The sequence below is a fragment of the Vicingus serpentipes genome (genome assembly GCF_007993035.1).
In the GTDB taxonomy this organism is placed as follows: Bacteria; Bacteroidota; Bacteroidia; order Flavobacteriales_E; family Vicingaceae; genus Vicingus; species Vicingus serpentipes.
On sequence record NZ_VOOS01000001.1, the window covers coordinates 767,884 to 791,859 of the forward strand.

23 protein-coding genes and 1 tRNA gene are annotated in these 23,976 nt (G+C 28.9%); 16 read left to right on the forward strand and 8 right to left on the reverse strand.

The features are described from left to right. Position 1: 1 nt before the first annotated feature. Together rpsR and rpsF are read right to left on the reverse strand one after the other, a co-directional pair. Complete coding sequence (gene rpsR, locus FRY74_RS03425; RefSeq protein WP_147098615.1) at positions 2-271, reverse strand: 30S ribosomal protein S18; 270 nt, start codon at positions 269-271, stop codon at positions 2-4. A 24-nt stretch (positions 272-295) separates the two neighbouring features. Further along, positions 296-631 carry a 30S ribosomal protein S6 gene (gene rpsF, locus FRY74_RS03430; RefSeq protein WP_147098617.1) on the reverse strand — a complete coding sequence of 112 codons (336 nt, stop codon included), beginning with the start codon at positions 629-631 and terminating at the stop codon, positions 296-298. 239 nt (positions 632-870) lie between these two features. Here rpsF and FRY74_RS13055 point away from each other — a divergent pair, with 239 nt between their 5' ends. From FRY74_RS13055 to FRY74_RS03450, 4 genes are all read left to right on the forward strand, one after another. Next, positions 871-1,986 carry a DNA polymerase III subunit gamma/tau gene (locus FRY74_RS13055; protein WP_147098618.1) on the forward strand — a complete coding sequence of 372 codons (1,116 nt, stop codon included), beginning with the start codon at positions 871-873 and terminating at the stop codon, positions 1,984-1,986. A gap of 856 nt (positions 1,987-2,842) precedes the next feature. After that, positions 2,843-4,051, forward strand: a complete 1,209-nt coding sequence (locus tag FRY74_RS03440; protein ID WP_147098620.1) for a site-specific integrase — start codon at positions 2,843-2,845, stop codon at positions 4,049-4,051. A 46-nt stretch (positions 4,052-4,097) separates the two neighbouring features. Beyond that, positions 4,098-4,790 carry a hypothetical protein gene (locus FRY74_RS03445; protein ID WP_147098622.1) on the forward strand — a complete coding sequence of 231 codons (693 nt, stop codon included), beginning with the start codon at positions 4,098-4,100 and terminating at the stop codon, positions 4,788-4,790. A gap of 2 nt (positions 4,791-4,792) precedes the next feature. After that, entirely contained in the window at positions 4,793-5,593 is an 801-nt protein-coding gene (locus tag FRY74_RS03450) for a fibrobacter succinogenes major paralogous domain-containing protein (RefSeq protein WP_147098624.1), read from the forward strand. Positions 5,594-5,869: 276 nt separating this feature from the next. Here the strand turns inward: FRY74_RS03450 and FRY74_RS03455 are convergent, their stop codons facing one another. Further along, positions 5,870-6,151 carry a hypothetical protein gene (locus FRY74_RS03455; RefSeq protein WP_147098626.1) on the reverse strand — a complete coding sequence of 94 codons (282 nt, stop codon included), beginning with the start codon at positions 6,149-6,151 and terminating at the stop codon, positions 5,870-5,872. 465 nt (positions 6,152-6,616) lie between these two features. On the opposite strand from FRY74_RS03455, the gene FRY74_RS03460 reads away from it, so the two are divergent. Together FRY74_RS03460 and FRY74_RS03465 are read left to right on the forward strand one after the other, a co-directional pair. Continuing rightward, on the forward strand, positions 6,617-7,129 hold the full coding sequence (locus tag FRY74_RS03460; protein WP_147098628.1) for a hypothetical protein: 513 nt from the start codon (positions 6,617-6,619) through the stop codon (positions 7,127-7,129). A gap of 33 nt (positions 7,130-7,162) precedes the next feature. Then, positions 7,163-7,558 carry a helix-turn-helix domain-containing protein gene (locus FRY74_RS03465; RefSeq protein WP_147098630.1) on the forward strand — a complete coding sequence of 132 codons (396 nt, stop codon included), beginning with the start codon at positions 7,163-7,165 and terminating at the stop codon, positions 7,556-7,558. A 135-nt stretch (positions 7,559-7,693) separates the two neighbouring features. Here FRY74_RS03465 and FRY74_RS03470 read toward each other — a convergent pair. The 4 genes from FRY74_RS03470 to FRY74_RS03485 all read right to left on the reverse strand — a co-directional run bounded on the left by FRY74_RS03470 (position 7,694) and on the right by FRY74_RS03485 (position 13,389). Then, positions 7,694-7,768: transfer RNA gene (locus tag FRY74_RS03470), tRNA-Val, on the reverse strand. 81 nt (positions 7,769-7,849) lie between these two features. Then, positions 7,850-8,878 carry a UDP-glucose 4-epimerase GalE gene (galE, locus tag FRY74_RS03475; RefSeq protein ID WP_147098633.1) on the reverse strand — a complete coding sequence of 343 codons (1,029 nt, stop codon included), beginning with the start codon at positions 8,876-8,878 and terminating at the stop codon, positions 7,850-7,852. Beyond that, positions 8,866-9,942, reverse strand: coding sequence for a non-hydrolyzing UDP-N-acetylglucosamine 2-epimerase (gene wecB / locus FRY74_RS03480; RefSeq protein WP_147098635.1), 1,077 nt, complete (start codon positions 9,940-9,942; stop codon positions 8,866-8,868). The genes galE and wecB overlap by 13 nt, the downstream gene beginning before the upstream one ends. A 33-nt stretch (positions 9,943-9,975) precedes the next feature. Next, positions 9,976-13,389: a PKD domain-containing protein gene (locus FRY74_RS03485; protein ID WP_170227930.1), complete on the reverse strand. Its 3,414-nt coding sequence runs from the start codon at positions 13,387-13,389 to the stop codon at positions 9,976-9,978. 202 nt (positions 13,390-13,591) lie between these two features. Between FRY74_RS03485 and FRY74_RS03490 the strand changes: the two genes are divergently transcribed. Genes FRY74_RS03490 through FRY74_RS03505 form a run of 4 tightly spaced genes read left to right on the forward strand, consistent with a single transcriptional unit; the run spans position 13,592 to position 16,656 of the window. Continuing rightward, positions 13,592-14,383, forward strand: a complete 792-nt coding sequence (locus FRY74_RS03490; RefSeq protein WP_147098639.1) for a cytidylyltransferase domain-containing protein — start codon at positions 13,592-13,594, stop codon at positions 14,381-14,383. Further along, positions 14,373-15,416 (forward strand): N-acetylneuraminate synthase family protein, encoded by a 1,044-nt coding sequence (locus FRY74_RS03495; protein ID WP_147098640.1) that lies wholly within the window; start codon positions 14,373-14,375, stop codon positions 15,414-15,416. Before FRY74_RS03490 ends, FRY74_RS03495 begins: the two co-directional genes overlap by 11 nt. Further along, on the forward strand, positions 15,413-16,162 hold the full coding sequence (locus FRY74_RS03500) for a crotonobetainyl-CoA--carnitine CoA-transferase (RefSeq protein WP_147098642.1): 750 nt from the start codon (positions 15,413-15,415) through the stop codon (positions 16,160-16,162). Before FRY74_RS03495 ends, FRY74_RS03500 begins: the two co-directional genes overlap by 4 nt. Before the next feature lie 5 nt (positions 16,163-16,167). After that, positions 16,168-16,656, forward strand: coding sequence for a KdsC family phosphatase (locus FRY74_RS03505; protein WP_147098644.1), 489 nt, complete (start codon positions 16,168-16,170; stop codon positions 16,654-16,656). A gap of 7 nt (positions 16,657-16,663) precedes the next feature. On the opposite strand, the gene FRY74_RS03510 is transcribed toward FRY74_RS03505, so the two are convergent. Further along, a complete protein-coding gene (locus tag FRY74_RS03510) occupies positions 16,664-17,683 on the reverse strand; it encodes a hypothetical protein (protein WP_147098646.1) in 1,020 nt (339 codons plus the stop codon). A 94-nt stretch (positions 17,684-17,777) separates the two neighbouring features. Between FRY74_RS03510 and FRY74_RS03515 the strand changes: the two genes are divergently transcribed. From FRY74_RS03515 to FRY74_RS03540, 6 genes are all read left to right on the forward strand, one after another. After that, positions 17,778-19,535 carry an ABC transporter ATP-binding protein gene (locus FRY74_RS03515; protein WP_147098648.1) on the forward strand — a complete coding sequence of 586 codons (1,758 nt, stop codon included), beginning with the start codon at positions 17,778-17,780 and terminating at the stop codon, positions 19,533-19,535. A gap of 67 nt (positions 19,536-19,602) precedes the next feature. Further along, positions 19,603-20,685, forward strand: a complete 1,083-nt coding sequence (locus FRY74_RS03520) for a glycosyltransferase family protein (RefSeq protein ID WP_147098650.1) — start codon at positions 19,603-19,605, stop codon at positions 20,683-20,685. Further along, positions 20,682-21,395 carry a WbqC family protein gene (locus FRY74_RS03525; protein ID WP_147098652.1) on the forward strand — a complete coding sequence of 238 codons (714 nt, stop codon included), beginning with the start codon at positions 20,682-20,684 and terminating at the stop codon, positions 21,393-21,395. The genes FRY74_RS03520 and FRY74_RS03525 overlap by 4 nt, the downstream gene beginning before the upstream one ends. Continuing rightward, entirely contained in the window at positions 21,385-22,593 is a 1,209-nt protein-coding gene (locus tag FRY74_RS03530) for a glycosyltransferase (RefSeq protein ID WP_170227931.1), read from the forward strand. The genes FRY74_RS03525 and FRY74_RS03530 overlap by 11 nt, the downstream gene beginning before the upstream one ends. Further along, positions 22,583-23,206, forward strand: a complete 624-nt coding sequence (locus FRY74_RS03535) for a class I SAM-dependent methyltransferase (protein WP_147098656.1) — start codon at positions 22,583-22,585, stop codon at positions 23,204-23,206. The genes FRY74_RS03530 and FRY74_RS03535 overlap by 11 nt, the downstream gene beginning before the upstream one ends. A gap of 56 nt (positions 23,207-23,262) precedes the next feature. Then, positions 23,263-23,973, forward strand: coding sequence for a PIG-L deacetylase family protein (locus FRY74_RS03540; RefSeq protein ID WP_223265808.1), 711 nt, complete (start codon positions 23,263-23,265; stop codon positions 23,971-23,973). The last annotated feature ends 3 nt before the right edge of the window (positions 23,974-23,976 follow it).

The window sequence follows — 23,976 nt, forward strand, 5'->3', positions numbered from 1 at the left end:
ATTATTTTAACATATCAGCTACATAAGGCATTAAAGCCAAATGTCTAGCTCTCTTAATTGCTTGACCAACTTTTCTTTGGTACTTTAAAGATGTCCCAGTAATTCTTCTTGGTAAAACTTTACCTTGTTCGTTTACAAACTGAAGTAAAAACTTTTCGTCTTTATAGTCAATATATTTTATTTTATTTTTCTTAAATCTACAGTATTTCTCTCTGTCTAATTCAATATTAGGAGGAGTAAGATATCTTATTTCTGAAGTATTTTCTGACATAACTTAAATTTTTAGGGATTAAAATTATTTTGAATTTCTTTTTGGTCTTGATTCTGCAAAAGCAATTGCATGTTTATCCATAGATACAGTTAAGAAACGCATTACTTTTTCGTCTCTTTTTAAACCTAATTCATAATCTGCAATTATTTCACCTTCAGCCTCAAATTCAAATAAGTGGTAAAATCCGGTTGATTTTTTTTGGATAGGATAAGCTAACTTACGTAGCCCCCAATCTTCTTCGTGCAAAATTTTTGCACCAGCTTCTTTAAGCTTGTTCTTCATTGTTCCTACTGCTTCCTTTACCTGTTCACCAGATAAAACGGGAGTTAAAATGAAAACAGTTTCGTAACGTTTTGTCATTTTTTTAATAATTTAATTTATAATACTTTTTTTAAAAGGACGGCAAAAATACAAAAAGTTAACCTACAAACAAACAATTATTTACATCAAATTCAATTCAATAGTAATTTCTAGAACATTTTATTTTTTAATTTTAAGAAAAACTTATGAAAATCTCCATGAAAACTTGTTAAAAACTAATATCAAGTTTTAAATCAAAAAAAATTATTAAACCTATATTTGCTCTTTAGGTAAAAGAGATGGAAAATTTCGTTGTTTCGGCTAGAAAGTATCGTCCAGTAACATTTGACTCTGTTGTTGGTCAAGCTGCTATTACCTCTACCCTAAAAAACGCGATTAAGACAGAACATTTAGCTCAAGCATTTCTTTTTTGTGGACCTAGAGGTGTTGGAAAAACTACCTGTGCAAGAATTTTAGCTAAAACAATAAACTGTTTTAACATTACCGATGGTATTGAAGCATGCGATAAATGTGAGTCTTGTAAGTCATTTAACGAAGGACATTCATTAAATGTTTATGAATTAGATGCTGCTTCAAACAATTCTGTAGACGACATAAGAAATTTAATTAGTCAAGTAAGTTTTGCTCCACAACTTGGAACTCATAAAGTTTACATAATTGATGAGGTTCACATGCTATCTGCAGCAGCTTTTAACGCCTTTTTAAAGACTTTAGAAGAACCTCCAAAACACGCTATATTTATTTTAGCTACTACTGAAAAACATAAAATTATACCCACTATTTTATCAAGATGTCAGATTTTCGATTTCAATCGTATACAAATTGAAGATATTGCATCTCACTTAGCCAATATAGCAAACAAAGAAACTATTCAAGCAGAAACTGATGCTCTTCATATAATTGCCCAAAAAGCAGATGGTGCGTTAAGAGATGCGCTATCAATTTTCGACCAAATTGTAAGTTTTTCAGGTAACAATATTACCTACCAAGATGTTATTGATAATTTAAATATACTTGATTATGATTATTATTTTAAATTAACTGATGCTATTTTTACTAAAAACATTAGCGAATGTCTTTTAATTTTTAATGAAATCTTAAATAAAGGTTTTGATGGACACAACTTTATTAATGGTTTAGCTGAGCACATAAGAAACTTATTAGTTTGTCAAGATGCATCTACTATAAGTTTACTTGAAGTTGGTGAGAATATTAAGGAAAAATATAAACAACAAGCACAGAGCAATTCAACACCTCTTTATCTTGAATTTTTAAACATTATTTCAAAAGCTGACACTTCTTATAAAAGTAGTAAAAATCATCGACTGCTTGTAGAAATTATGTTAATGCAATTATGCTCTGCTAGCTCTAGCAACGAAAAAAAAAAGCCTTAATTAATCTGCCTTTTAAAACTAAAAAGACAGAAAAAAATCAGCAACCACGACAAGAAACTACTTCTACCCCTCAAAAAGTTTCAACACTAAATATTAGCACCCCCCCTGAAACGGATAATAATATTATAAAAAAGCCAACGCTAACTCTTAAAAACTCAGCTAGCTTATCGTTTTCGGATTCAATTTCAATAAAAAAATCAGAAACAAAAAACAATCTTAAAGAAGATTTAAATCAAGACTTATCTTCAAAACCAACCGAACCATTTACAAAAGATGCCTTTGCTAAAAAATGGAATCAATACAGAAATTTACTTTTAAAAGAAGGTAAATCCAGTTTAGCTAGCATATTTGAAACTGCTCCACTCATTGAGGAAAACGACATTACTGTAACTCTTGAGAACAAAGCTTTAGATGATGAATTTAATGCTCAAAAATCTGAACTACTAGACTTTATAAGAAAAGAACTTAGCAATTATAGCATTTCAGTAACTTCAATCATCAATAAAGAGGTGATGATGAAAAAAGCTTACACACCTCAAGAAAAGTTCATGAAAATGAGCGAGAAAAATCCAGCTCTAATTAATTTAGCAAAAGCTTTTGACGCAGAAATTGGTTATCCTCTAGATTGATTAAAAAACCGAAAAAAGAACTTAAAATAAAAAAGCTCCACTTAAAAAGTGAAGCTTTTTTATTTGTGGGCGATGAGGGATTCTTACCGTAAATATCATTAAGACAAAACAAGAACACAAACTCTTATATAACATATAGTTTAAGCGTATATAAGATAATTCAATATACTTAAAATTGCTTAATTATGCTTAAATTTGGGTACAATTAAGGTACAAAATAGAAGTGTATGATAGCAAAAGCAGTATTTCATCAAGGTAAAGTAAAAATTCATTACCAAAATAAAACAAGAGCTAAAAGAATTAACACTGGCGTAACTATTACCTCAGCTTCTGAAATATCAAAAGATGGGAGGCTAAAATCTACTGTTAAAGATGTTGAAAGAAAACAAGTAATAATCAACAAATTTAAAAAAGATGCTCAGGACTTAGTTGATGGACACTTTCATAAACACGACAACTACCCTACTGGAGACGAATTCAATAAACTTTGGTCAAAAAGAGATAATCTGTTAGTTCGCTCAGAGAGACTGTTAGATTTCTATGATAGATTTTTAGCATGGAAACCAAAAGACAGAAATATTAAAAAGCTATCTTCATTAAAAGATTATAATAGCTTAAAGAAAAATCTAACTGATTACGAAAGTTTTCTCGGAGAAGAAATAATGCTCGGTGATATCAATAAGGAATGGTTAGGAGAATTTGAGGCATATTTAACAGGTTGTAAAGATGATAGCTATACTTCTAAAACGAATCATAAACTTGAAACACGAAAAAAGCGAATTAGAACACTAAAAGCTTTTTTTAACTGGATGGATGAAAGCGATTTATTCACTATTCCAAAAGCATTAAGTAATTTTAAAAGTGAACAAGGTGTTGCTGAAACTGTAAAAGCAGTATTAACCAAAGCTGAAGTAATTAAACTATATAAAAAAAAGTTTTCTGACCCAAAAAAGGAATTTATAAAAGATGTATTTGTGTTCACTTGCTATACTGGGTTGAGGTTTTCAGATTTAATTAGCTTGACTAAACGACATATTAAAGAATTAGATTCAGCAGGAACAACTATAATAAAAAAAGCAGTCAAAACAGGCTATGAATTTTCTATTCCTTTAAATAAAGTCGCTCTTGAAATCTTAGAGCTTTATGATTATGATTTTTCAAGATATGACAATGCTAATTTTAACAAGTACCTACACATTCTTTTGAAAGAAACAGAAATGTTTGATGATGAACTGGATTTTGAAGAAGAGGTTAAAGAAAGATGGGAGTGCTTATCCATTCATAGAGGGCGAGACACTTTCATAACACTATTAATACAAGAGCGTGTTCCATTGAATGAAATAATGAAGTACACAGGTCACAGGTCTGTTTCTAACCTCAACAAATATATCGACACTAAAGGGGAGTTGATTAATTATACAAAAGAGTTGATATAATTATTTTTTTTTATATATTTTTGATGGTACTATTTAAGATGTAATTATGAAAAATGTATTCCCCCCCTTTATTATATTAATATTTATTTTTAGCACATCATGTAATAAAGAAGATTCTTCTCCAGAACCAACTCCAGTTGTAGCAACAACTCCAACACCTACTGGACCAACTTCTTCGGATACAGTTCAAGATTTACTCGACAACGGCTCTACACCAATTGAAATATTCAATCAAGGCTATACATTATCAGAAATATATTGCAAAACCTATTCTGGGGGGTATATCTTTTACTTAGATACTATATCAGGTAAAGGTTTGGTTTGTTCAACATCTGACTTTATGAATGGTGTAACTTGGGACCCAACTGGAACACCTACGCAAGATTTTACTTATGTTTATCTTGGTGTTACAGATACTGCTATTTGGTCTGGGCAACAAAATACAACATCAATAGCTTTATTAAGACCAACTTCACCTTTTGCAAGTGTTGAGGCATTAACTCTTGCGGGATATAATGATTGGTTTATTGCTTCTAAAAATGAAAGTATATTAATGTTTAATGTTCTTGGCGTAGATGGGTGTAATTTACTCTCAACAGGATTAAATGAGGTATATTGGACTTCATCGGAACTCAATAACATAGCAGCTTATAGGATGATAAACTATTCAGGCGTAGGTGATGGTTCCGCCTATCAGAAGCATTCTGAGTATTCTATTAGACCAATTAGAAAATTTTAAATATGAAAAAATTAATTTATTTTACTTCAATTGCTCTTATAATTTTAAGTTCGTGCTCTAAAGAAAGTAATGATGTAGCTCCAATACCTACATTAACAACAACTCCCACACCTTCACCTTCACCTTCACCTTCACCTTCACCTTCAATTGTGAGTAATCCTGGAAATGGAGTTACCGATTTAGATGGAAATTCTTATCCAAGTATTGTTTTGGGAAATGGTCAAGAATGGATGGGTGAAAACTTAAAAACAACTAAATATTCAAACGGTGACAGCATACCAGAAATTACAAATGGAGGTCAATGGTCAGGGTTAGCTACTGGAGCATATTGCTGGTACAACAATGATTCTGCTTCTTATGAAACCCCTTATGGTAAACTTTATAATTGGTTCACAGTTGCTGACTCAAGAAATGCATGTCCTACTGGCTGGAGAGTTCCTTCAGATGATGACTGGAAGATGTTAGAGTATTATTTAGGTATGGACTCTGTAGAGTTGGACTCAATAAACATTATGACAAGAGGAACTGACGAGGGTGGAAAACTTAAGGAAACAGGAAGTACTCATTGGTCAATTACAAATATAGGAGCCACTAACGAAATAAATTTTACCGCTGTTCCTGCAGGATATAGAGATGTTACTTCAAGTTTTAATGTCATCAATGGAGCGACATGGTTTTGGTCATCAAATGCTTTTGATACTCAAAATGCTATTTCAAGAGCTCTACCAGGAGGTGGAACTGAAATTACACGATGGACTGATGATAAAGGAGAAGGTTACTCTGTTAGGTGTATAAAAAATTAAATAGCTTTTTTTTAGATAAATAATTTACTAATTAAAGGTGTAATTTTTTAGGTAAAAATCATCTACCAATGCTCGTGCAAATAATAAGCTCGAAAAAGTTTTTTATAAAAATATTACGTTGAGGTAGGCACAAATTTTTCACCCCATTTTTGGATAACAAAAAGACAACCAATGAGTTTGCCCCTATTATTATTGATTAGCAAGGCAAAAAAACAATATGCTCATTTACTTAGAATGTTCAACTATTAAAGAATGAACGAGTCAACCATTAAAAATTTAAAGATTTAGGTTTTTTAACCCTTTAAGGAAATCTTCTATAAATAGAATTGATTTTTTAGAGATGCAAATTAAATAGTAATCAACTAATTTCTGGTTAAAATTATATCCATCAACAAATGATAAACTTGGAGAAAATACATACTTAGTTGATGTTCTATTAAAGTAGAATGTATCTATCACATTTTTACCCCTATCAATAGATTCAATCATTACTCTTTTACCTGAGTGAATTATCCCTTCCGATAAGTGTTGGTCGTAGTCTGTTATTGTTATTTTCATAGGTTGAGTTTTAAGCATAAACTTTTTTCCCGTGATAATCTGGGATTGCAGGATTAACATCGCAACAAGCACAAAATAACACAGAGTATAATTCTATTTTGGTTATAACCTCAACTGCTTACATAGAATTATTATGCCCATCTACACACCCCTCCCGTAAGGTCAGCATCTCTTCATTTCTAAATATCACGGACACAAGTTGGCAAGTTTCAGCCAGGGCTTGGATTTATTGATGCTTCATGTATGGACTACCGCTTTTTGGTTTGTTACATCACAGTTAGCAACTTGGAAGTAGCCCGAACCGAACTCCCATTTCAAATAAATAGGAAAAAAAAAGATGAATTCGCAGTTGTCAACTACAAATAATGAACCTATTATTAAACCAATGTTTATTTAGCTATTTGTTGTATTTGTAACTTTTCTGATTCGAATCGTTATAGCTCCGAACCCATTAAAATAAGAAACATGGAAAAACAATTAGAAAAAATTATCAAAAACTATTCTTTAAGAATAGAGGAAAAGATTAATGAAGTAATAATAGAAATACCAACAAAAGGAAGCTCATATTCTATTGAAATATTCAAAAGCATCCAATTTGCTGAAAACATAAACTTTAGACGGAAATTTTTAAAGACCATTATGTTTAATAAAGGAAGCTTTATAGGAAATTTTATTGAGACACTAAAAAAAGAAAATGAAAAAGACTACTCTATCATATTTCAAAAAAATGATGAAGATTTTTTAATTGATTTTTATGTTTGGGTCAATGCTCAAAGTAATGATAAGAGAAAGTATTTTGTTAATCTGTTAATTGATTATAACATATTAAAACTTAAAAATTTATTTCATGCTATTAGCTTAATCGAAAAAAACGATATATCGTGTGGAGTAAATTTTAAAGATGGATTTAATGAGATAAATAGCTATGATAGAGATTTCTTCATTCAAATAAATAAATGGATAAATCTAAAAAATTAATAGTAAAGTGTTATGAAGCTTAAATGAAACAAGATGGGAAACAATGCTAACGATATAAATATATTACCTATTCTAATACAGATGCTTCTGAATGGAGTTGAAGAGAATCATTTAGATGAATATATTTGTAAGTGGATATTAGATGAAAAATCCAAAAAAGCATTTTTCACTTCATTACCTGACAAGCTTCTGACACTCTGCTCACAAATTAAAAGGAAAGAGCTTGAAAATAAAGTAAAACTTCAACATACTATAAAGAATGTTTCTAAGAAACTTTATAAAGTTAAAGAGGCAGCGAAGCTCCTTAACTTATCAGAGCCAAAACTAAGAGAAATGATTGCAGATGGAACAATTAACACTGTTAATCCAAGTAAATCTCCAAGAGGAACAAAGATTTGTTCTTCTGAAATTGAACGATTAATGCAATAAATTAAGATAAATTTTAAAACAAGAAGAGCTTAGATAAAATAAGCTCTTTTTTTGTGCCTTTTTTTTAAATAAGGTACGAATTGGGTACAATAAAAAAAGCCTTGCAGTAATAGCAAGGCTTTTAATGTTTTCTTGTGGGCGATGAGGGATTCGAACCCCCGACCCCCTCGGTGTAAACGAGGTGCTCTGAACCAACTGAGCTAATCGCCCTAAAAGGGATGGCAAATATAGAAATTAAAAATATAATCTTGCAATTTTTCACATAAAAAAATCACACTTTTTTATAACTATCTAGTAATCTATATTTTCCGACAAATATTGTTCCCACTTCCAAGCAGAAATGACCATTTCTTTTATTCCAAATTGAGGTTCCCAGCCTAATATTTCTTTTGCTTTTGCTGAATTTGAATAAATACTCTCCACATCACCATCTCGTCTTGGCCCTACAGAATAATTTAATTTTAGATTATTCTCTTTCTCAAAAGCATTTATTATTTCAAAAACACTCACTCCATTTCCACTTCCTAAATTGATTACATCATAATTTAGACTTCCTTTATCTTCACTTAATTTTTTTAATGCTAAAACATGAGCATGAGCAATATCACTAACATGAATATAATCTCGAACACAAGAACCATCCTTTGTAGCGTAATCACTTCCATAAACCTGAAACTCCTTTAATCTACCTATTGCAGTTTGAGTAATGTATGGCAACAAATTATTTGCCTGCGGTTGGATTTCTCCATTTAAACCACTATTATGAGCTCCAACTGGATTGAAATATCTTAAGCTAATGGCTTTTAAAGATTTGTTCGCTTTTATAAAGTCAGAAATTATATTCTCGCCAACCTGTTTAGTGTAAGCATAAGGCGATTCAGGGAAATTCAATTTAGAACTTTCAGTAACAGGTAATTCTGTAATGTTTCCGTAAACTGAACAAGAAGAAGAAAATATAAAGTTTGGTATTTTTTGGTCTTTTTGAATCTTTAGAATATTTACCAAACCTCCTAAATTATTCTCATAATATTTTAAAGGATTTTCTACTGAATCTCCAACCCATTTATGAGCTGCAAAATGGATAATTCCTTCAATATTTTGGTATTGACTAACAACCTCTAAAACTTCATTAAAATTTTTAAGGTCGACTTTATGGTAGCTTATTTTCTTGCCTGTAATTCGTTCTATTCGAGCATAAGTATCTTCAGAAGAGGTAGAATAATCATCTAAAGAGATTACTTTCCAATCTGTATTTTCTAAAATATCTATTATTGTATGAGAACCAATATACCCAGCTCCTCCTGTTATTAAAATTTGCATTTAAAATCACTTAATAAATAGTCAATAATTTTTTTAGAGGCTGTTCCCCCTCCATAAAGATTTACATCACTATTAAAGCTAGCATTCAACCTATCTCTAACAGCGGAAATAATTTTCGCTTTATCTGCTCCAACTAAAACATTTACACCATTATTTATCAATTCTACCCATTCTGTTTCATTTCTCAATGTTACACAGTATTTTTTTAGAATATATGCTTCCTTTTGAATTCCTCCGCTATCAGTTAAAACAAGTCTTGAGTTTTTAATCAAATTAAGCATTTGAACATACCCAACAGGTTCTACAATATCTGCTTCAACCTTAATATTAAGGTCTTTTATTTTTTGCTTAGTTCTTGGATGTAATGGGATTAAAACTTTTACACTCTTGCTCAGCTCATTTATTGCGCTAATTATATCTGTTAGTCTTTTTATATCATCCGTATTTTCTTGTCTATGAATCGTACACAAAATATAGTCATTATCCAACTTAAGTATATTACGTTCATTAGGTTTCATCGAATAAAATAAAACTGCATCATTCATAACATCCCCAACATTTACTACTTTATTTTCTAAATTATCAAATCCTTCTTTCTTTAAATTTTCAAATGATTGCTCTGTTGGGCAAAACAAATAATCAGATATTCTATCTGTCAATATTCTATTAATCTCCTCTGGCATTTTCATATTAAAACTTCTTAATCCAGCCTCAACATGCGCTACAGGTATATGCATTTTTTTAGCTGCTAATGCTCCTGCTAAAGTTGAATTAGTATCTCCATAAACCAATAATAAATCTGGAGATTCTTTAAATAAAATCTTTTCAATTTCTTCTATCATACGACCCGTCATAGCACCATGAGTTAGACTATTAATCCCTAAATTATATTTAGGCTTAGGAATCTCCATTTCATCAAAAAACACATCTGACATGTTTTTATCGAAATGTTGGCCTGTATGAACTATTACCTCATCTATTTGATTGTGTTTACTGAATTCTCTACTTAATGCTCCTGCTTTTATAAATTGAGGTCTAGCTCCTAGAATTGTAAGAATCTTCATGCTACGAATTTATTCAGCATTTTTAAATAATCATTAATTAATCATGATTTTCTTTTTAATCGATTCATCTTTAAACCTAATTTCTACAAAATAGATTCCATTTGAATAAGAACCAAGAAGAAAACCATACCTATTTAAACCTTTTTCAGTAATCCCATTATAAAGCATAGAAACTTTTTTGCCAATCTCATTAAACAACGTTATTTCAAGTTGATTAGATTCAGGAAAAATTAATTCCATATTTAACTCATTAATTGTTGGGTTGGGATAAATATTTATTAAATCAAACTTAAGCAACGACTTACAAAACTCATTATTAGAGTCATCAGCATCTATCGAATTGTTCGGCATTAATGCTTCAACACATATGACATCGGGAATTTCACCTCTTGGAACTTCAATAATTGATGATAGCTCAACTAATTCTTGTGTATTTGGCAAAATATTACCTTCCCATTTTTCTAACACTTTTCCTGTACTTGAGTTGAACAGCATTAAATCTAATGTTTGAATAGAAACAACTCCAACATTGTCTAATTGAACAGTTAATCGCATTAAATCAGAATTTGGCAACAGACTATAAATAACATCTCTAACAGCCACATCTACAATTGGATTTATTACTTGTATCGTATTTTCAACACTATCTTTACAGCCATACAAACTGGTTGCTGTCAATTTTACATCAAAAATATTAGAATCAGTATAAGTATAAACTGGATCAAAACTAGTTGAAATATTATTATCGCCGAAATCCCACTCATAAGTATTAGCCCCAGTTGAATTATTTGTAAAATGAACCTCTAAAGGAGGTAAACCAATTTGAGGAGAAAATGTAAATTCTGGAACTGGTAAAGGATAAATTGAAATTACCTTAGTCACTGAATCAAGACACCCAAAACTATTTGCAACTTTTAATTTCAGATTAAAAACACCAGTATCAGAAGTATTAAATAAGAATTGAGGATTTTGTATTATTGAATTATAATCGGTATTTAAAATACTCCATTCCCATTGGTCTATAAATCCAGAATTAGTTGAACTACTATCATAAAGTTGTATGGTTGATAAAACACAATAATCATCATTGATAAAATTTGCTTCAGGATTTTCATTTATTGTAATTGGAGAAACAAGCGTATCCCAACAGCCATTTAAATCTTTAACTATTAATTTAGTATTATAAACACCTGCAGTATTATATATATGATTTGGGTTATTCAATGTGCTTGAATTAAAATCTCCAAAATCCCAAAAAACTGAAAACAAATTACCTTCAGAAGTATTTATAAACCCTACAGGACTATTATCACAACTATCTTGAATTAAAAAAGAAGCTGTTGGAGTTTGTTTAACATTTACAAATTGAGAAACAGTATCACTGCATCCATATTCTGTTAAAGATATTAATTGCACATTAAAACTTCCAGAATTAGGAAATGAATATACCCCATTTTCTAATGAAGAAGTATCTAATAAACCTGTAACTCCAAAATCCCAATCCCAAGAATTAATTATTCCATCAGAAGAAAAAGAATTATTAGAAAATGTTGCATTTTGATTTGAGCAAATAAGTCCATTTGCTGGGAAAAAACCAGCAGTTGGCTTTTTGTGTATTGTTATTTGCTGTTGAACGCTATTTACACAACCAGAATCTGTTAAAACTTGGAGAACAACATTATATACTCCAGCTGTATCATATTTGTTCTGTGGGGATTGAATATTACTAGTATCTCCATCTCCAAAATCCCAATGCCAATCAATTATATTGCTTCCATCACTTGTAAACGAATTATTGTTAAAAGTTGTAGGGGCATTTTCACAAATTCCATTAGTAGTAAAAAGAACTGTTGGTGCAATTCCATTAACAATAATATTTATAGAATCCTTAGCAATACAACCTAAAATATTTCTGACTTGAACCCAATATAAACCAGATGTATCAACTTTTATTTGATAAGATGTATCTGAAGTACTCCATAAATAATTAATTCCACCATTATCTATTTCCAATCCTAAATTTTCATACTTACAAACTATTTTATCCAATCCTAAACTAGTTTGAGTTGAGAATGAATCTAACAATATTGTTAAAGTATCTGAATATTGAAAACAGCCTAAAGTATCCATAACCTTCACCCAATAATCTCCTGATTCAGCTACTCTAAGAATAGAATCAGAAGAATTATCTGACCATAAAAAATCATATCCAAAATGGTTTAATCTTATATTAATATCTAAAGTATCTCCTTGACATAAGGTAATTGTATCTTGCTTAAATATCATGAAATCACCGGGGTACCAAACATCAATTGTATCGGATGAATTGTTACCAAAAGTTTCTGTAACATTAATAGAATAAGTTCCAGTCTTATGAATCAAAATACTATCCAGTAAACTTCCATCAGACCACAAATAATTTAAAAACCAATCTTTATAGGCATAAATTACGGTATCACAAAAGCCATACGGGATATATATATCTTCGCCCAAATTAACAGGAGGGGTATATTTGTATCTTAGATACTGATGTACATAATTAATTTCTGTATTACTAAGCACCTCATCAAAAAATATCACTTCAAAAATTTCTCCATTCAAATGGAAATTACTTGCTTTCCCTAAATAGAAAGAGTTAGAATTATCAAAAAGGTAAGAAGTATCTTGTATTCCGAATACTGAAAAGCTATCCAAATTATTAAATCTTATTTGATTCATCATATTATTTCTATCTAATACTGTTGAATAAATAGTAAAATTATTATTATTAAAAAACTTAGCTGCAGATTTATTTGAGTTATCAATATATAGGTGAGCAAGTCTACCATCACCAAAAAAACCTAGCCCATAACTATTAGTAGACGCATAATCGCCCTTACTATAAAAGTAGCCAGGGAAAACATTACTGTTTTTACAAACAACAAAACTTGTTCTACTCTTCTTCCCTATATCAAGAATATCCTGTCCAATTAAAAAATCATTTAAGCCATCAAAAGACAAACTGGAATAGCCATTCAATTGATTATTTTTTTTTTGAGGAGATTTTAATGTATCATTTTGATTAAAAATATAACTATTTCCACTAACGTCACCCCAACTCAAGATTTTATTAGTAGAATCAACAACTAATAAACTATCATTTTTCAACCAAAGCCCCAAAGAATAACCATAAATATCAAACAAATAGAAAGAATCTACTTTTGATATACTCTCATTATTAAAAACCCTCCAAAAATACATCTGATTAGAATTGGTTATATTTACAGTCAAGTCAGAGAAACCTGTAATAGTAGTATCAACTATTAAAGAAGAAAAATTTTCAAAAGAAGAAATTTGAAGTATTGAAGTATCTGCATTTGTAACCCAATCAAAATATACATTATTTTCGATTAAACATGAATTTGACTCTGGATAATTATAATGAAAATATTCCTGAGCGTAAATCAAGCTTAAAAAATTAAACAGAAAAAAAAATGTCGTAATATTTTTTTTCATTGTAACGATATGTTATAAATATATTAAGTCGAGATAAATTTAAACAATTACTTTAACAGTAATAAATAAAACTAAATTTATTAAAATCTTAACCTATACTTCATAATTCTTTAAATATTTTACCAAAATTTTATTTTAAGGTAAAAATAATAGTATGATTATCTTTATATTTGAATCTAAAGAAATGCAAAACAAACCTCTCTTAATACTTCAAGCAAGAACTGGCTCAAAAAGGCTTCCAAATAAAATGACTCTTGATTTTCACAAAGGGCTTACTATTCCTCAAATCATAATTAATAATTTAAAAAATATATTTGAACCTAATCAAATTGTATTAGCAACTTCAACTAAAAAGGAAGATGATGCCTTAGAATTCTTAGCAAATGAAGAGGGAGTGTTGCTTTTTAGGGGTGCAGAAAATGACGTTTTGCAGAGGTTTATCGATTGTGCAACATTATTTAAAGCAAAAAAAATAGTTAGAATTTGTTCTGACAACCCGTTTCTAAGGCCAGAATACATCCCACCCTTGCTAGAAAAATTACAGAATGAAAATTTAGAATACACTTCCTATCAATGGAAAGATGGCACTCCTATTATGCTTTCACATATTGGCATTTTTGCTGAAGCTATGACTATAGATTTTTTAAAGAAAATTAAAAGTTCTACCGATGACTCTAAATATTTAGAACATGTTACAAATTACATTTATTACAACAACAAACAATTTAAATATGCATTTTTACCCTTGCCAGAATTTTTAGAAGATAGACAAAACGTTCGTTTAACAGTTGATACAGAATCAGATTTTCTTATTGCTCAAGAATTATACGATAATATATATATTAAAAAGAATAGTTTTAAATTAGAAGATTTATTAAAACTTATTGATGAAAATGACGTAATAAAATCAAATATGGAAGCTCAAATAAAAGGAAATGCAAAATAAAACATATTTAATTGGAGAAATAGGACAGAATCATAATGGATCTGTAGATATAGCAAAAGTGATTATTGATTTCATTTCAAGACCAATTATTGATGATGTTTTTGGAAATAAATTGTGTGGTATGGATGCTGTCAAATTAACAAAAAGGGATTTAAGTCAAGAACTTTCTAAATCTCAAATGAATCGCATTTATCAAAGCCCTCACTCTTTTGGAAAAACATATGGAGAACATAGAGAAGCTTTAGAACTTAATGATGAAGAACATTATGAAATTTATCAACATGCAAAGGAAAAAGGTCTAGAATTTGTAGAAACACTTTGTGCTATTGGATGTTTATCAATACTTAAATACTTTACTCCTGACAAATTAAAAGTAGCTTCTAGAGATTTAACAAATTTACCTCTACTAAATGCCTTAGCTGAAACTAAACTTCCTATTATTTTGTCTACAGGAATGGCTGGACAGGCAGAACTAAATAATGCTTTAGAAGTTATTTCAAAACATCATGAAAACATATCAATTCTTCATTGTGTTTCTCAATATCCAACAGCACCAAATAATGTTAACTTAAAAACAATTGACTTTTTAATAAAGAATTACCCTAAATATAGAATAGGATATTCAGATCATACAATCGGAATATCAACCCCTATAGCTGCTGTTGCTCGAGGTGCGGAAATTATTGAAAAACACATAACATTGGAACGGAGCATGAAAGGGACAGACCAATCCGGTTCTCTGGGACCAGAGGGTGTTAGAAGAATGGTTAGAGATATTCGAATTTTAGATATGTCGATAGGTGAAGAGAAAATGTACATTGTTGAAGATACAAAAGCAGCAAAAGATAAATTGGAGCGATCTATAGCAACAAAAAGCAATTTGAAGAAAGGACATATTATAACAGAAAGTGATTTGCATTTACTTTCACCTGGAGATGGTTTTAAATGGTCAGATTTAAAATTGGTCGTTGGCAAAGAATTATTAGAGAATATTCCAGCGAATGAAATCATTTATCAAAATTTAATTAAATGAATACAGTTATTAAGTCAATAGCTTCCGAAAAGGAAAAAGACAATAGAGGTCAATTGAAAGAATTATTTGATAAGAACCCCATTTTTGAAGATGAAAAGATTAATAATGTGGCTCTTTACTTAAAAAGGCAAGAATTGTCTAAAGTTTTATTTTTGAATGAAATTTATTCTCATATAAAAGATGTTCATGGCGTTATTATGGAGTTCGGAGTGAGATGGGGGCAAAATTTGACAACTTTAAACAATCTTAGAGGAATTTACGAGCCATTTAATCATTCTAGAAAAATCATAGGGTTTGATACTTTTGAAGGGTTCGCGGGAGTAGGAAACGAGGATGGTGCTCATGATTATAATAAAACGGGGGCTTTTAATGTATCTAAAAATTATGAAGAGTATCTAGCAAACATCTTAAATTGCCACGAAAATGAATGTCCTTTAAATCACATTAATAAAAACTTGTTGATCAAAGGAGAAGCGACCAAAACACTAGCTCAATATTTGAAAGATCATCAAGAAACAATTATTGCTTTTGCTTATTTTGATTTTGATATTTACAAACCAACTGTAGAATGCTTGAAATTAATCGAGCCCTATTTAACAAAAGGATCGATTCTTGGTTTTGACGAACTTTGCGATCCAGGATTTCCAGGAGAAACACAAGCTTTGAGAGAAGTTTTTGGAACAAATAATTTTGAAATTAAAAGAAATAGATTTTCAGGAATTCAATCCTATTTAATTTTTAAATAAGAACTATGTATACACTCCCAAAATTAGTATTAACAGATATAGATGGTGTTTGGACTGATGGTGGAATGTATTACGATCAAACAGGGAATGAATGGAAGAAATTTAATACTTCCGATTCAGCTGGAGTTCTTTTTTGCAAGAAACTAAACATTCCTGTTGGCATCATAACTGGAGAAGACACTGAAATAGTCAAAAGAAGATTCGAAAAATTAAAAATGGACTACCTATTTCAAGGAATTTCTGATAAACTTACTGTTGCTAAAAGCATTTGTTCGAAACTAGAGATTAGTTTAAAAGAAGTAGCCTATATTGGTGACGATATAGGAGATATAGAATTGTTAAAACATGTTGGAATTTCTGGAGCTCCTAGTAATTCACCAGTATATGTTAAAGAACTAGTCCAAATTGTCACTAATAAATCTGGAGGTGATGGTGCTTTTAGAGAATTTCTTGAAACAATTATTGGACAAGAAAAGCTTAAAGAGATTCTGTAATAATTTATTATTGAATTCTATCTTTATCTAATGCAGATGAAGAACAAATAGAATTTAACATATCATCTAAATCTTTAATTGTCTTAGGAATAAAAATAGATGTTAAAATCTGAGATCGATAATGTTCATATTCTTTTTTACTTTTCCAATCTACCAAATCAATCACACTTATAACATGCTGACATTTAGAGGACAAACTATTAAGGCTAGAAGAGCAGATTCCAAGAGCAATTTTCAATTGCCCTTCAAATAATTCCATTGGTATATCTGGTAATAAAGAAAATTTATTTTGCTCACTATAAGGGGAATTATGATTTGGGTGATTTTTATAATAAAAATTTAATCCATTCTTTTCAACAAAATTATTTATACTTAAAAACACATCCTGATTGATGTCAAAAGACTTATTACCTTGATCTATAAAAACCATATCAATAGGTAACTTCACCTTAAAATTACCAATGATTTTCAACTTATTCCTCTCCCAAATCAAGTCATCCTCAGTAAGGTCTATTATCTCATAAAAAGACTTGATTACTTTTTCCTCAATCCCAAAAAACAATCTATTCTCACTTATTCTAAATATTTCTATCGGAATATTATAAATTGATCTTAATATTATTCTATCTATTAGCAACCTTAAACCTAATTTATTTGAAAGTAAATTAAACAAGTTAATTCTAGGAAAGATGTAATCTAAATGACTATAAAATACTTTATTATTTTTAAATAATTCCTTTATAAGGAAAAGAGATTGATAGTCAAACCCATAAAATCCAAAATATATATCCTCATTATGAAATTGATTTGATAACAAGCGTATCTTATGTTTTTGCTTGTATAAATTTTCACGTGATTTGTTAACCGGAGTAGCTATAAAATAAACTTCTATTGAAACTTTCTTGCAAAAATCCTTTAATTTAGGATTAGAGGTTATAACTTTAAGTAGTGAAAGATCAAATCTCTTTAAATAGTAAATCAATCCAAAATAAGATGGACATATTAATATTTTTAATTTTGAATTCATAATAACTTTTAACCTTTAAATAATAGTATTTTAAAAAAAATCATACTATTTATAATAACTTAGCCGAATATAAAAAGTTAAATTAATTTCTTCTGTGTTATTTTCAAATATTTATACTTCATCCTTAAAAAGGATTTATTCCATTCTTTTACCTCACCAAAGAAAAAAAACAATATTAATCTTTTTATTTGTGGTAATAAATGGATTAATAGACGTTATAGGTTTAGCATTTATTCTACCAGTTCTATATGTCATTAATGACTCCTCTGTAATATATTCTAATTATTATCTAAATTTCTTATATAATCAATTTCATTTTGTTTCTCCTGATGGATTCTCTCTATTCCTTATTATCTTAATGTTTATAGTTTTTTTGGGGAAAAATTTTATTAGTGCTTTAATTATCTATTTTCAGTATAAATATTCTAATAACATAGCAATTGAATTAATATCATCTCAATATAAAAAATACCTACACAAAGATTATCTATATTTTAAACAAAACAACTCTAATTACATTCTTAGAGATATTGCAACAATTCCATCTGAATTTGCGCAAGGAGTATTAATACCAATTATTAATTTTTCGACTGAATTAATTGTAACCCTATCTATTACTATTGCAATTGGAATATACAACCCGATTGTTTTCTTATTATTGTCTATCATTTTATTTCCGAGTTTCATACTTTTTTACAACTCGATAAAAAATAAAGTAGATAGATATGGTATTGAAATTAGTGAAATTAGATCAAGTACTTTTAAATCTATCTTTGAAGCAATTTTTGGTATTGAAGAAGTTAAATTAGCTAATAAAGAAAATTATTTTATAAAAAGATCCCTAAATCCTCTAAAGTATTATTTTGGGTTAAATGTTAAATTAAATTTTTTTAAAGTTTTGCCTGCAAAAGTAATAGAAATTGTATCAATACTTGGAATAGTCTTAATTTTCATGTATGGCTTTTTTCTCGGTGAAAAGAAAAATACTTTTTCTCTATTAATGATTTTTGCCACAGCAGCATACCGAATGATGCCTTCATTAAACAGAATGGTTAGCTCATTGATTGACATTAAGAACAAGAGTTATGTCTTTGATATTTTGTCAGAAAATTCTATTCCCCACAAAGATGATGTTGAAAATTTACAAGAAGTTATTTTTAATAAATCTATACATATCAATAATATTAGTTTTAAATTTCCTGACAAGGAGAACTACGTTTTAGAAAAAATTAATATACTAATTTCAAAAGGTGATAAAATTGGATTAATTGGAGAGTCTGGCTCAGGTAAATCTACTTTAATTAAAATTATTTTAGGATTTTTAAAACCTGAAACAGGGTCAATATTAATAGATGATAATTTAATCAATGCAGCAAAATCAATAAAATGGAGAGATAAAATTGGTTATGTTCAACAAGATTTTTATTTATTAGATTGTTCTTTAGCAGAGAATATTGCCTTTGGAGAAAAATTAAGTGAAATTAATTTCGAAAAACTTAAAAATTGCATTGAATTAGCAAAGTTAGATAGCTTAGTTGAAACTTTAGTGGATAAAGAATATACTAAAGTTGGTGAGTTTGGAAGTAATTTATCAGGAGGACAGAGACAAAGAATTGCTATTGCCCGATCACTATATAAAGAAGTTGAGATATTAATTTTTGATGAAGCTACAAGTGCTTTAGATAATAAAACTGAACAAGAAATAATAGAAACTATTAATAATTTAACAGACAAAAATTATACAATAATCATGATTACTCACCGCCTTTCTTCTCTCCGATTTTGTGATGATATTTATGAGATAAAAGAAGGTTGTATTATAAACAAACTGAAATACGATAGTATTGAATAGGATTTATACTAAAATATTAGATTTATTATTCCTTCTGGTATCTAAATTTGCTTATTACTTTTTTATTTTGATTTTTCTGATAAGAAAAAGCGATACCAACATCAGAAAAGCAGACATATTAGCCTTACCTTACTATCCTTATAATTGGCCTGGAGGGCATGAAAGAATTGCTAATTGGAAACCTTACTTTGAAAAAAGAGGACTATGTTTTGATGTTTATTGGGCATCTAACGATAAAGAATTGCTAAAATTTCATGAATCAAAAAATCCCATAAAAAGATATTATTTTTATTTTATAGTATTATTTAGAAGATTGAGAATTATATCACGGGTAAATAATTATAACACTATTTGGATTCAAAGAAATTTCATTCCTTTCTACCCCTTCAAAGATGCATTCTTCGAAAAATTATTATCTATTATTCATCCAAAAGTAATTATGGATTATTATGATGCAGATTACGTAAGTAATTATAATTTAACTATAAACTCAGTCAAAAATGCTAGTAAGGTTACTGTTTCAACATCATTTTTAAAAAACTATTACTTATCACTGAATTCAAATTCCTATCTATTAAATATGACAATAGATTATTCAAATTACACAATAAAAAAAAACTACGTTACTAATGATAAAATAAAAATAGGATGGATGGGAAGTCGCGGCAATATGATCTACTTGAAAAAGATAGAAAACGAGCTTAAATTTATCGAGGACATATTCCCTAATGTCTCTTTCCATTTTTTATGCCGTGATGGGTTAATTATGGATTTAAAACGAGTTAAAATGTATACATGGAAGGATCCAGGATTTAACTACTCTGACTGGCTAACTGATCTAGACATAGGTATTGCTCCATATTTTGGTGACACAGACACCCTTAAAGCTAAATCTTCTATGAAATCACTTGAATTTATGGCTTGTGGCATCCCGTTAATCACATCTGAACATGGAATTTTTGAAGGTATGATAGATAAAACACATTTTATTTTAGCAAATAATATAAACGATTGGAAGATTCAATTAAAAAATATAATTCCTAACAATTCATTAAGAAAAAAAATAGGCTTATCTGGTTATAACTTTTTTAAGAATTATCACACATACGAAAGCAATTTAGATAAGTTGATTAAAATATTAATTCAATGATTGTTTCAGCCCATCAACCTCATTATCTCCCATGGTGTGGTTACATAAATAAAATGTTGCTTTCTGACAAATTTGTAGTTATGGATAATATGCATTTTACGAGTTATCATTATCTAAATAGAAATAGAATTATTCAAAATGACAGGATACTAAAATTGTCTCTACCAGTTAAAAATAAAAATAAGTCTTCATTATTAATTAAGGATGTTGAACTTGACTATTCTCATTCTTATAGAGGTTGTAAAAAACACATGAAATCTATTATTCATAATTATAGTAAATGCAAAGGATTTGATGAGTTTTTCCCCTTATTACAAGGGGTAATGAAATATAAGCATAAATGGTTGTTGGATATAGATTTTGCAATTATTAATTTAATTAAAGATTATTTAAATATAAATACTGAGACTTACTTAGCCTCAGAATTAGATATTAGAGGAAAAAAGGAAGATGAATTGTTTCTTTCATTGTTGGAGAGAACAAGTAGTAGCCATATTTTACTCGGACTTGGAGCATCTTTAAATTATATAAATACTGATAAGATTGTTAAAAATGGCGGTAATATTGTTTATCAAAAATTTGATCATCCAGTCTATTCACAGAATTCTGAAGATTTTATAAAAGGAGTTTCAATTATAGACTTATTATTAAATAACACAAGAGAAAAATCTATTAATCTAATCAATGCCAGCGGTTCAATTGAAAAATAAATTTGATATAATTATCCTTTTGGATAAAGTAGGAGTTAATTATTCTTCAGATTCTAGGGTTTTTAGAATAGCTTATTTTCTTAAAGATAATGGATTTAAAGTCGCCATCTTAGGATTTCACTCTAGTCAGCATAAAAAAATTGTTATTGACAAAAATTTATCCATCTATAATATAATATCACCTGATATTATTACTCCAAGATCTCTCATTTCTCTAAGAAAAAATGAGGCTAAGAAAATTTTGGATATGTTTTTATTCAAAAACATAATAGCTAATGATCACTACATGCTTAATCTAGCTAAGTTAATTAAGCAAAAGAAAGAAAATATGAACCTTATTTATGATTCTCACGAGTTTTTCCAGGACTACCAGTTGGAATTTTTTGAAGAGGAAAAATTGAGTATTAGATTGAAATCCAAAATTTGGCGATGGATTGAAAAAAAAATGGAGATTAATGATGTTAAACATGCTAACGAAATTATTGCTCCGAGTGTATCAATTGCTTCTATGTTTGAATATATTTTTAAACCCAAAAATAGAGTAATGGTTATTCGAAATGTGCCTAATTTTTCTCCTTTAAAAGATGAAAAAAATCTCACTGATTATGACCGAAATATTTATAAAATTTTAGAGAAAAATAAGCATTATAATATTATTATTTACTTCGGATTTTATATGGAAAAACTAAATGGACTTGAATTTGTATTAGAAGGACTAAAAGATTTAGATGATAATGCAAAATTGATATTACTTGGAAGAGATGTTAGTAATGGTCATTTTGATAACCTAATTGCTAAATATAATATCCAGAATAAAATTATTCAAATCAATGCTGTACCTCATCATTTAATGCCATTGATTGGAAAATATGCTAAATTATCTATTGTTCCAACCTTGTATAATAATTATTTGCAATGCCTTTTTTCACTACCAAATAAATTTCTAGAGTCGATAAAAATGAATTTACCGATAATCTGTATTAATTTGCCAGAGCAAAGGCAAATTATAAGTACATTTAACAATGGAATTTTGTTAAATGAAAGTGACGAAAACTTGAAAAATGATTTAAAAACCGCTTATTTTAAAATACTCGGGAATTATAATTATTACAAAGAAAATGCAGAGACTTGTTCTAAACACATAGATTATAGTACAGATTTAAAAGAATTATTAACAAAAATAAAGCGTGAAAAATAATAGTAGACTAGAAAATATGTATTTAGAAACTCATAATCAAATGATAGCTAAAAATGGGTTTACACCGAAAGCTTTATGGGGCAGCAAACAAAGCCAAGAAAAAAGATTCGAAGCTCTATCGAAATTATTCTTAAATAAAGAGGGGTTTACAGTGTTAGATTTAGGGTGTGGCTTGTGTCATTTTAATGATTATCTTATAAAAAATGGTTTCTCTTCAATAAATTACATTGGGGCAGATATTAATAAAAACTTTATTGACGAAGTAAGAAAAACAAAAAAAGGTATCCAGTTAATAAATGGAGGGGTAAAACAAATATTAAAAGAGTTAGAATGTTCTGTTGATTATATTGTTGCGAGTGGTATTTATAATTTGGGTAATAATACTAATGAAACTCAAAAAACATTTGTGGAGGATTTTACATCTCTATATTCAATTATAAATATAGGGTTTGGGGTTAATTTTTTATCTTCAGAATCTAATAATAAAGATGAGATTTCGGTTTATCATGAACCAACAGATTTATTTAAGATCTGCAATTCTTTTTTTACTAAAAGAATTGTTTTGTCCCATGATTATTTGCCTCATGACTTTACAATATTGGCATTTAAATAAAAGGTTATCGAGTATTTGTTTTATTAGTTTTTGGAAAAATAATTCATGTGTTATTTTTGGGAAAGATTAATTTTAATACTTCAAGAATAATCCCTAAAACAGAAACAATTATATTTAAAGAAAGTTTGAAAATGGTAAATGATATAAAAAATGTATTAGTTCTAGCACCACATACAGATGATGGAGAATTGGGCTGTGGTGGTACAATCGCAAAGCTATTGGAGCAGAATGTTAATGTGTATTATGCTGCATTTTCTACTGCTGAGGAATCTCTACCAGAAGGTTTTCCTAATGACACCTTAAAAAAGGAGGTCAAAAATGCTACTAAAAAATTAGGAGTCCAACCTGATAAACTTATAATTTATAATTTTCAAGTAAGAAAACTAAACTATGTTAGACAAGAGATTCTAGATGAATTAGTTAGATTAAAGAAAGCCTTGGAAATTGATTTGGTATTTATGCCTTCATTAAATGATGTTCATCAAGATCATCATACAGTTGCTGAAGAAGGATTAAGAGCCTTCAAAAATATAACTATTCTTGGCTATGAGCTTATTTGGAATAATTTAAGTTTTAACACAACATCTTTTGTTAAATTAGAAAAAAAACATGTTTCAAAAAAAGCAGAAGCTTTGAAAGAATATAAAAGTCAGGAGGGAAGAAATTATATGGATAAGGATTTTATTTTTTCTTTAGCTAAAACAAGAGGAGTTCAAATTGGTTGTGAATATGCAGAGGCATTTGAAGTTATTAGACTAGTAATATAAAAA

Coding starts and splice junctions, on each gene's coding strand:
- rpsR (WP_147098615.1), bottom strand. CDS start 271: ATGTCAGAAAATACTTCAGAAATAAGATATCTTACTCCTCCTAATATT.
- galE (WP_147098633.1), bottom strand. CDS start 8,878: ATGCAAATTTTAATAACAGGAGGAGCTGGGTATATTGGTTCTCATACA.
- FRY74_RS13055 (WP_147098618.1), top strand. CDS start 871: ATGGAAAATTTCGTTGTTTCGGCTAGAAAGTATCGTCCAGTAACATTT.
- FRY74_RS03450 (WP_147098624.1), top strand. CDS start 4,793: ATGAAAAAATTAATTTATTTTACTTCAATTGCTCTTATAATTTTAAGT.
- FRY74_RS03500 (WP_147098642.1), top strand. CDS start 15,413: ATGAATACAGTTATTAAGTCAATAGCTTCCGAAAAGGAAAAAGACAAT.
- FRY74_RS03490 (WP_147098639.1), top strand. CDS start 13,592: ATGATTATCTTTATATTTGAATCTAAAGAAATGCAAAACAAACCTCTC.
- FRY74_RS03505 (WP_147098644.1), top strand. CDS start 16,168: ATGTATACACTCCCAAAATTAGTATTAACAGATATAGATGGTGTTTGG.
- FRY74_RS03465 (WP_147098630.1), top strand. CDS start 7,163: ATGGGAAACAATGCTAACGATATAAATATATTACCTATTCTAATACAG.
- FRY74_RS03460 (WP_147098628.1), top strand. CDS start 6,617: ATGGAAAAACAATTAGAAAAAATTATCAAAAACTATTCTTTAAGAATA.
- FRY74_RS03510 (WP_147098646.1), bottom strand. CDS start 17,683: ATGAATTCAAAATTAAAAATATTAATATGTCCATCTTATTTTGGATTG.
- wecB (WP_147098635.1), bottom strand. CDS start 9,942: ATGAAGATTCTTACAATTCTAGGAGCTAGACCTCAATTTATAAAAGCA.
- FRY74_RS03445 (WP_147098622.1), top strand. CDS start 4,098: ATGAAAAATGTATTCCCCCCCTTTATTATATTAATATTTATTTTTAGC.
- FRY74_RS03495 (WP_147098640.1), top strand. CDS start 14,373: ATGCAAAATAAAACATATTTAATTGGAGAAATAGGACAGAATCATAAT.
- FRY74_RS03525 (WP_147098652.1), top strand. CDS start 20,682: ATGATTGTTTCAGCCCATCAACCTCATTATCTCCCATGGTGTGGTTAC.
- rpsF (WP_147098617.1), bottom strand. CDS start 631: ATGACAAAACGTTACGAAACTGTTTTCATTTTAACTCCCGTTTTATCT.
- FRY74_RS03455 (WP_147098626.1), bottom strand. CDS start 6,151: ATGAAAATAACAATAACAGACTACGACCAACACTTATCGGAAGGGATA.
- FRY74_RS03440 (WP_147098620.1), top strand. CDS start 2,843: ATGATAGCAAAAGCAGTATTTCATCAAGGTAAAGTAAAAATTCATTAC.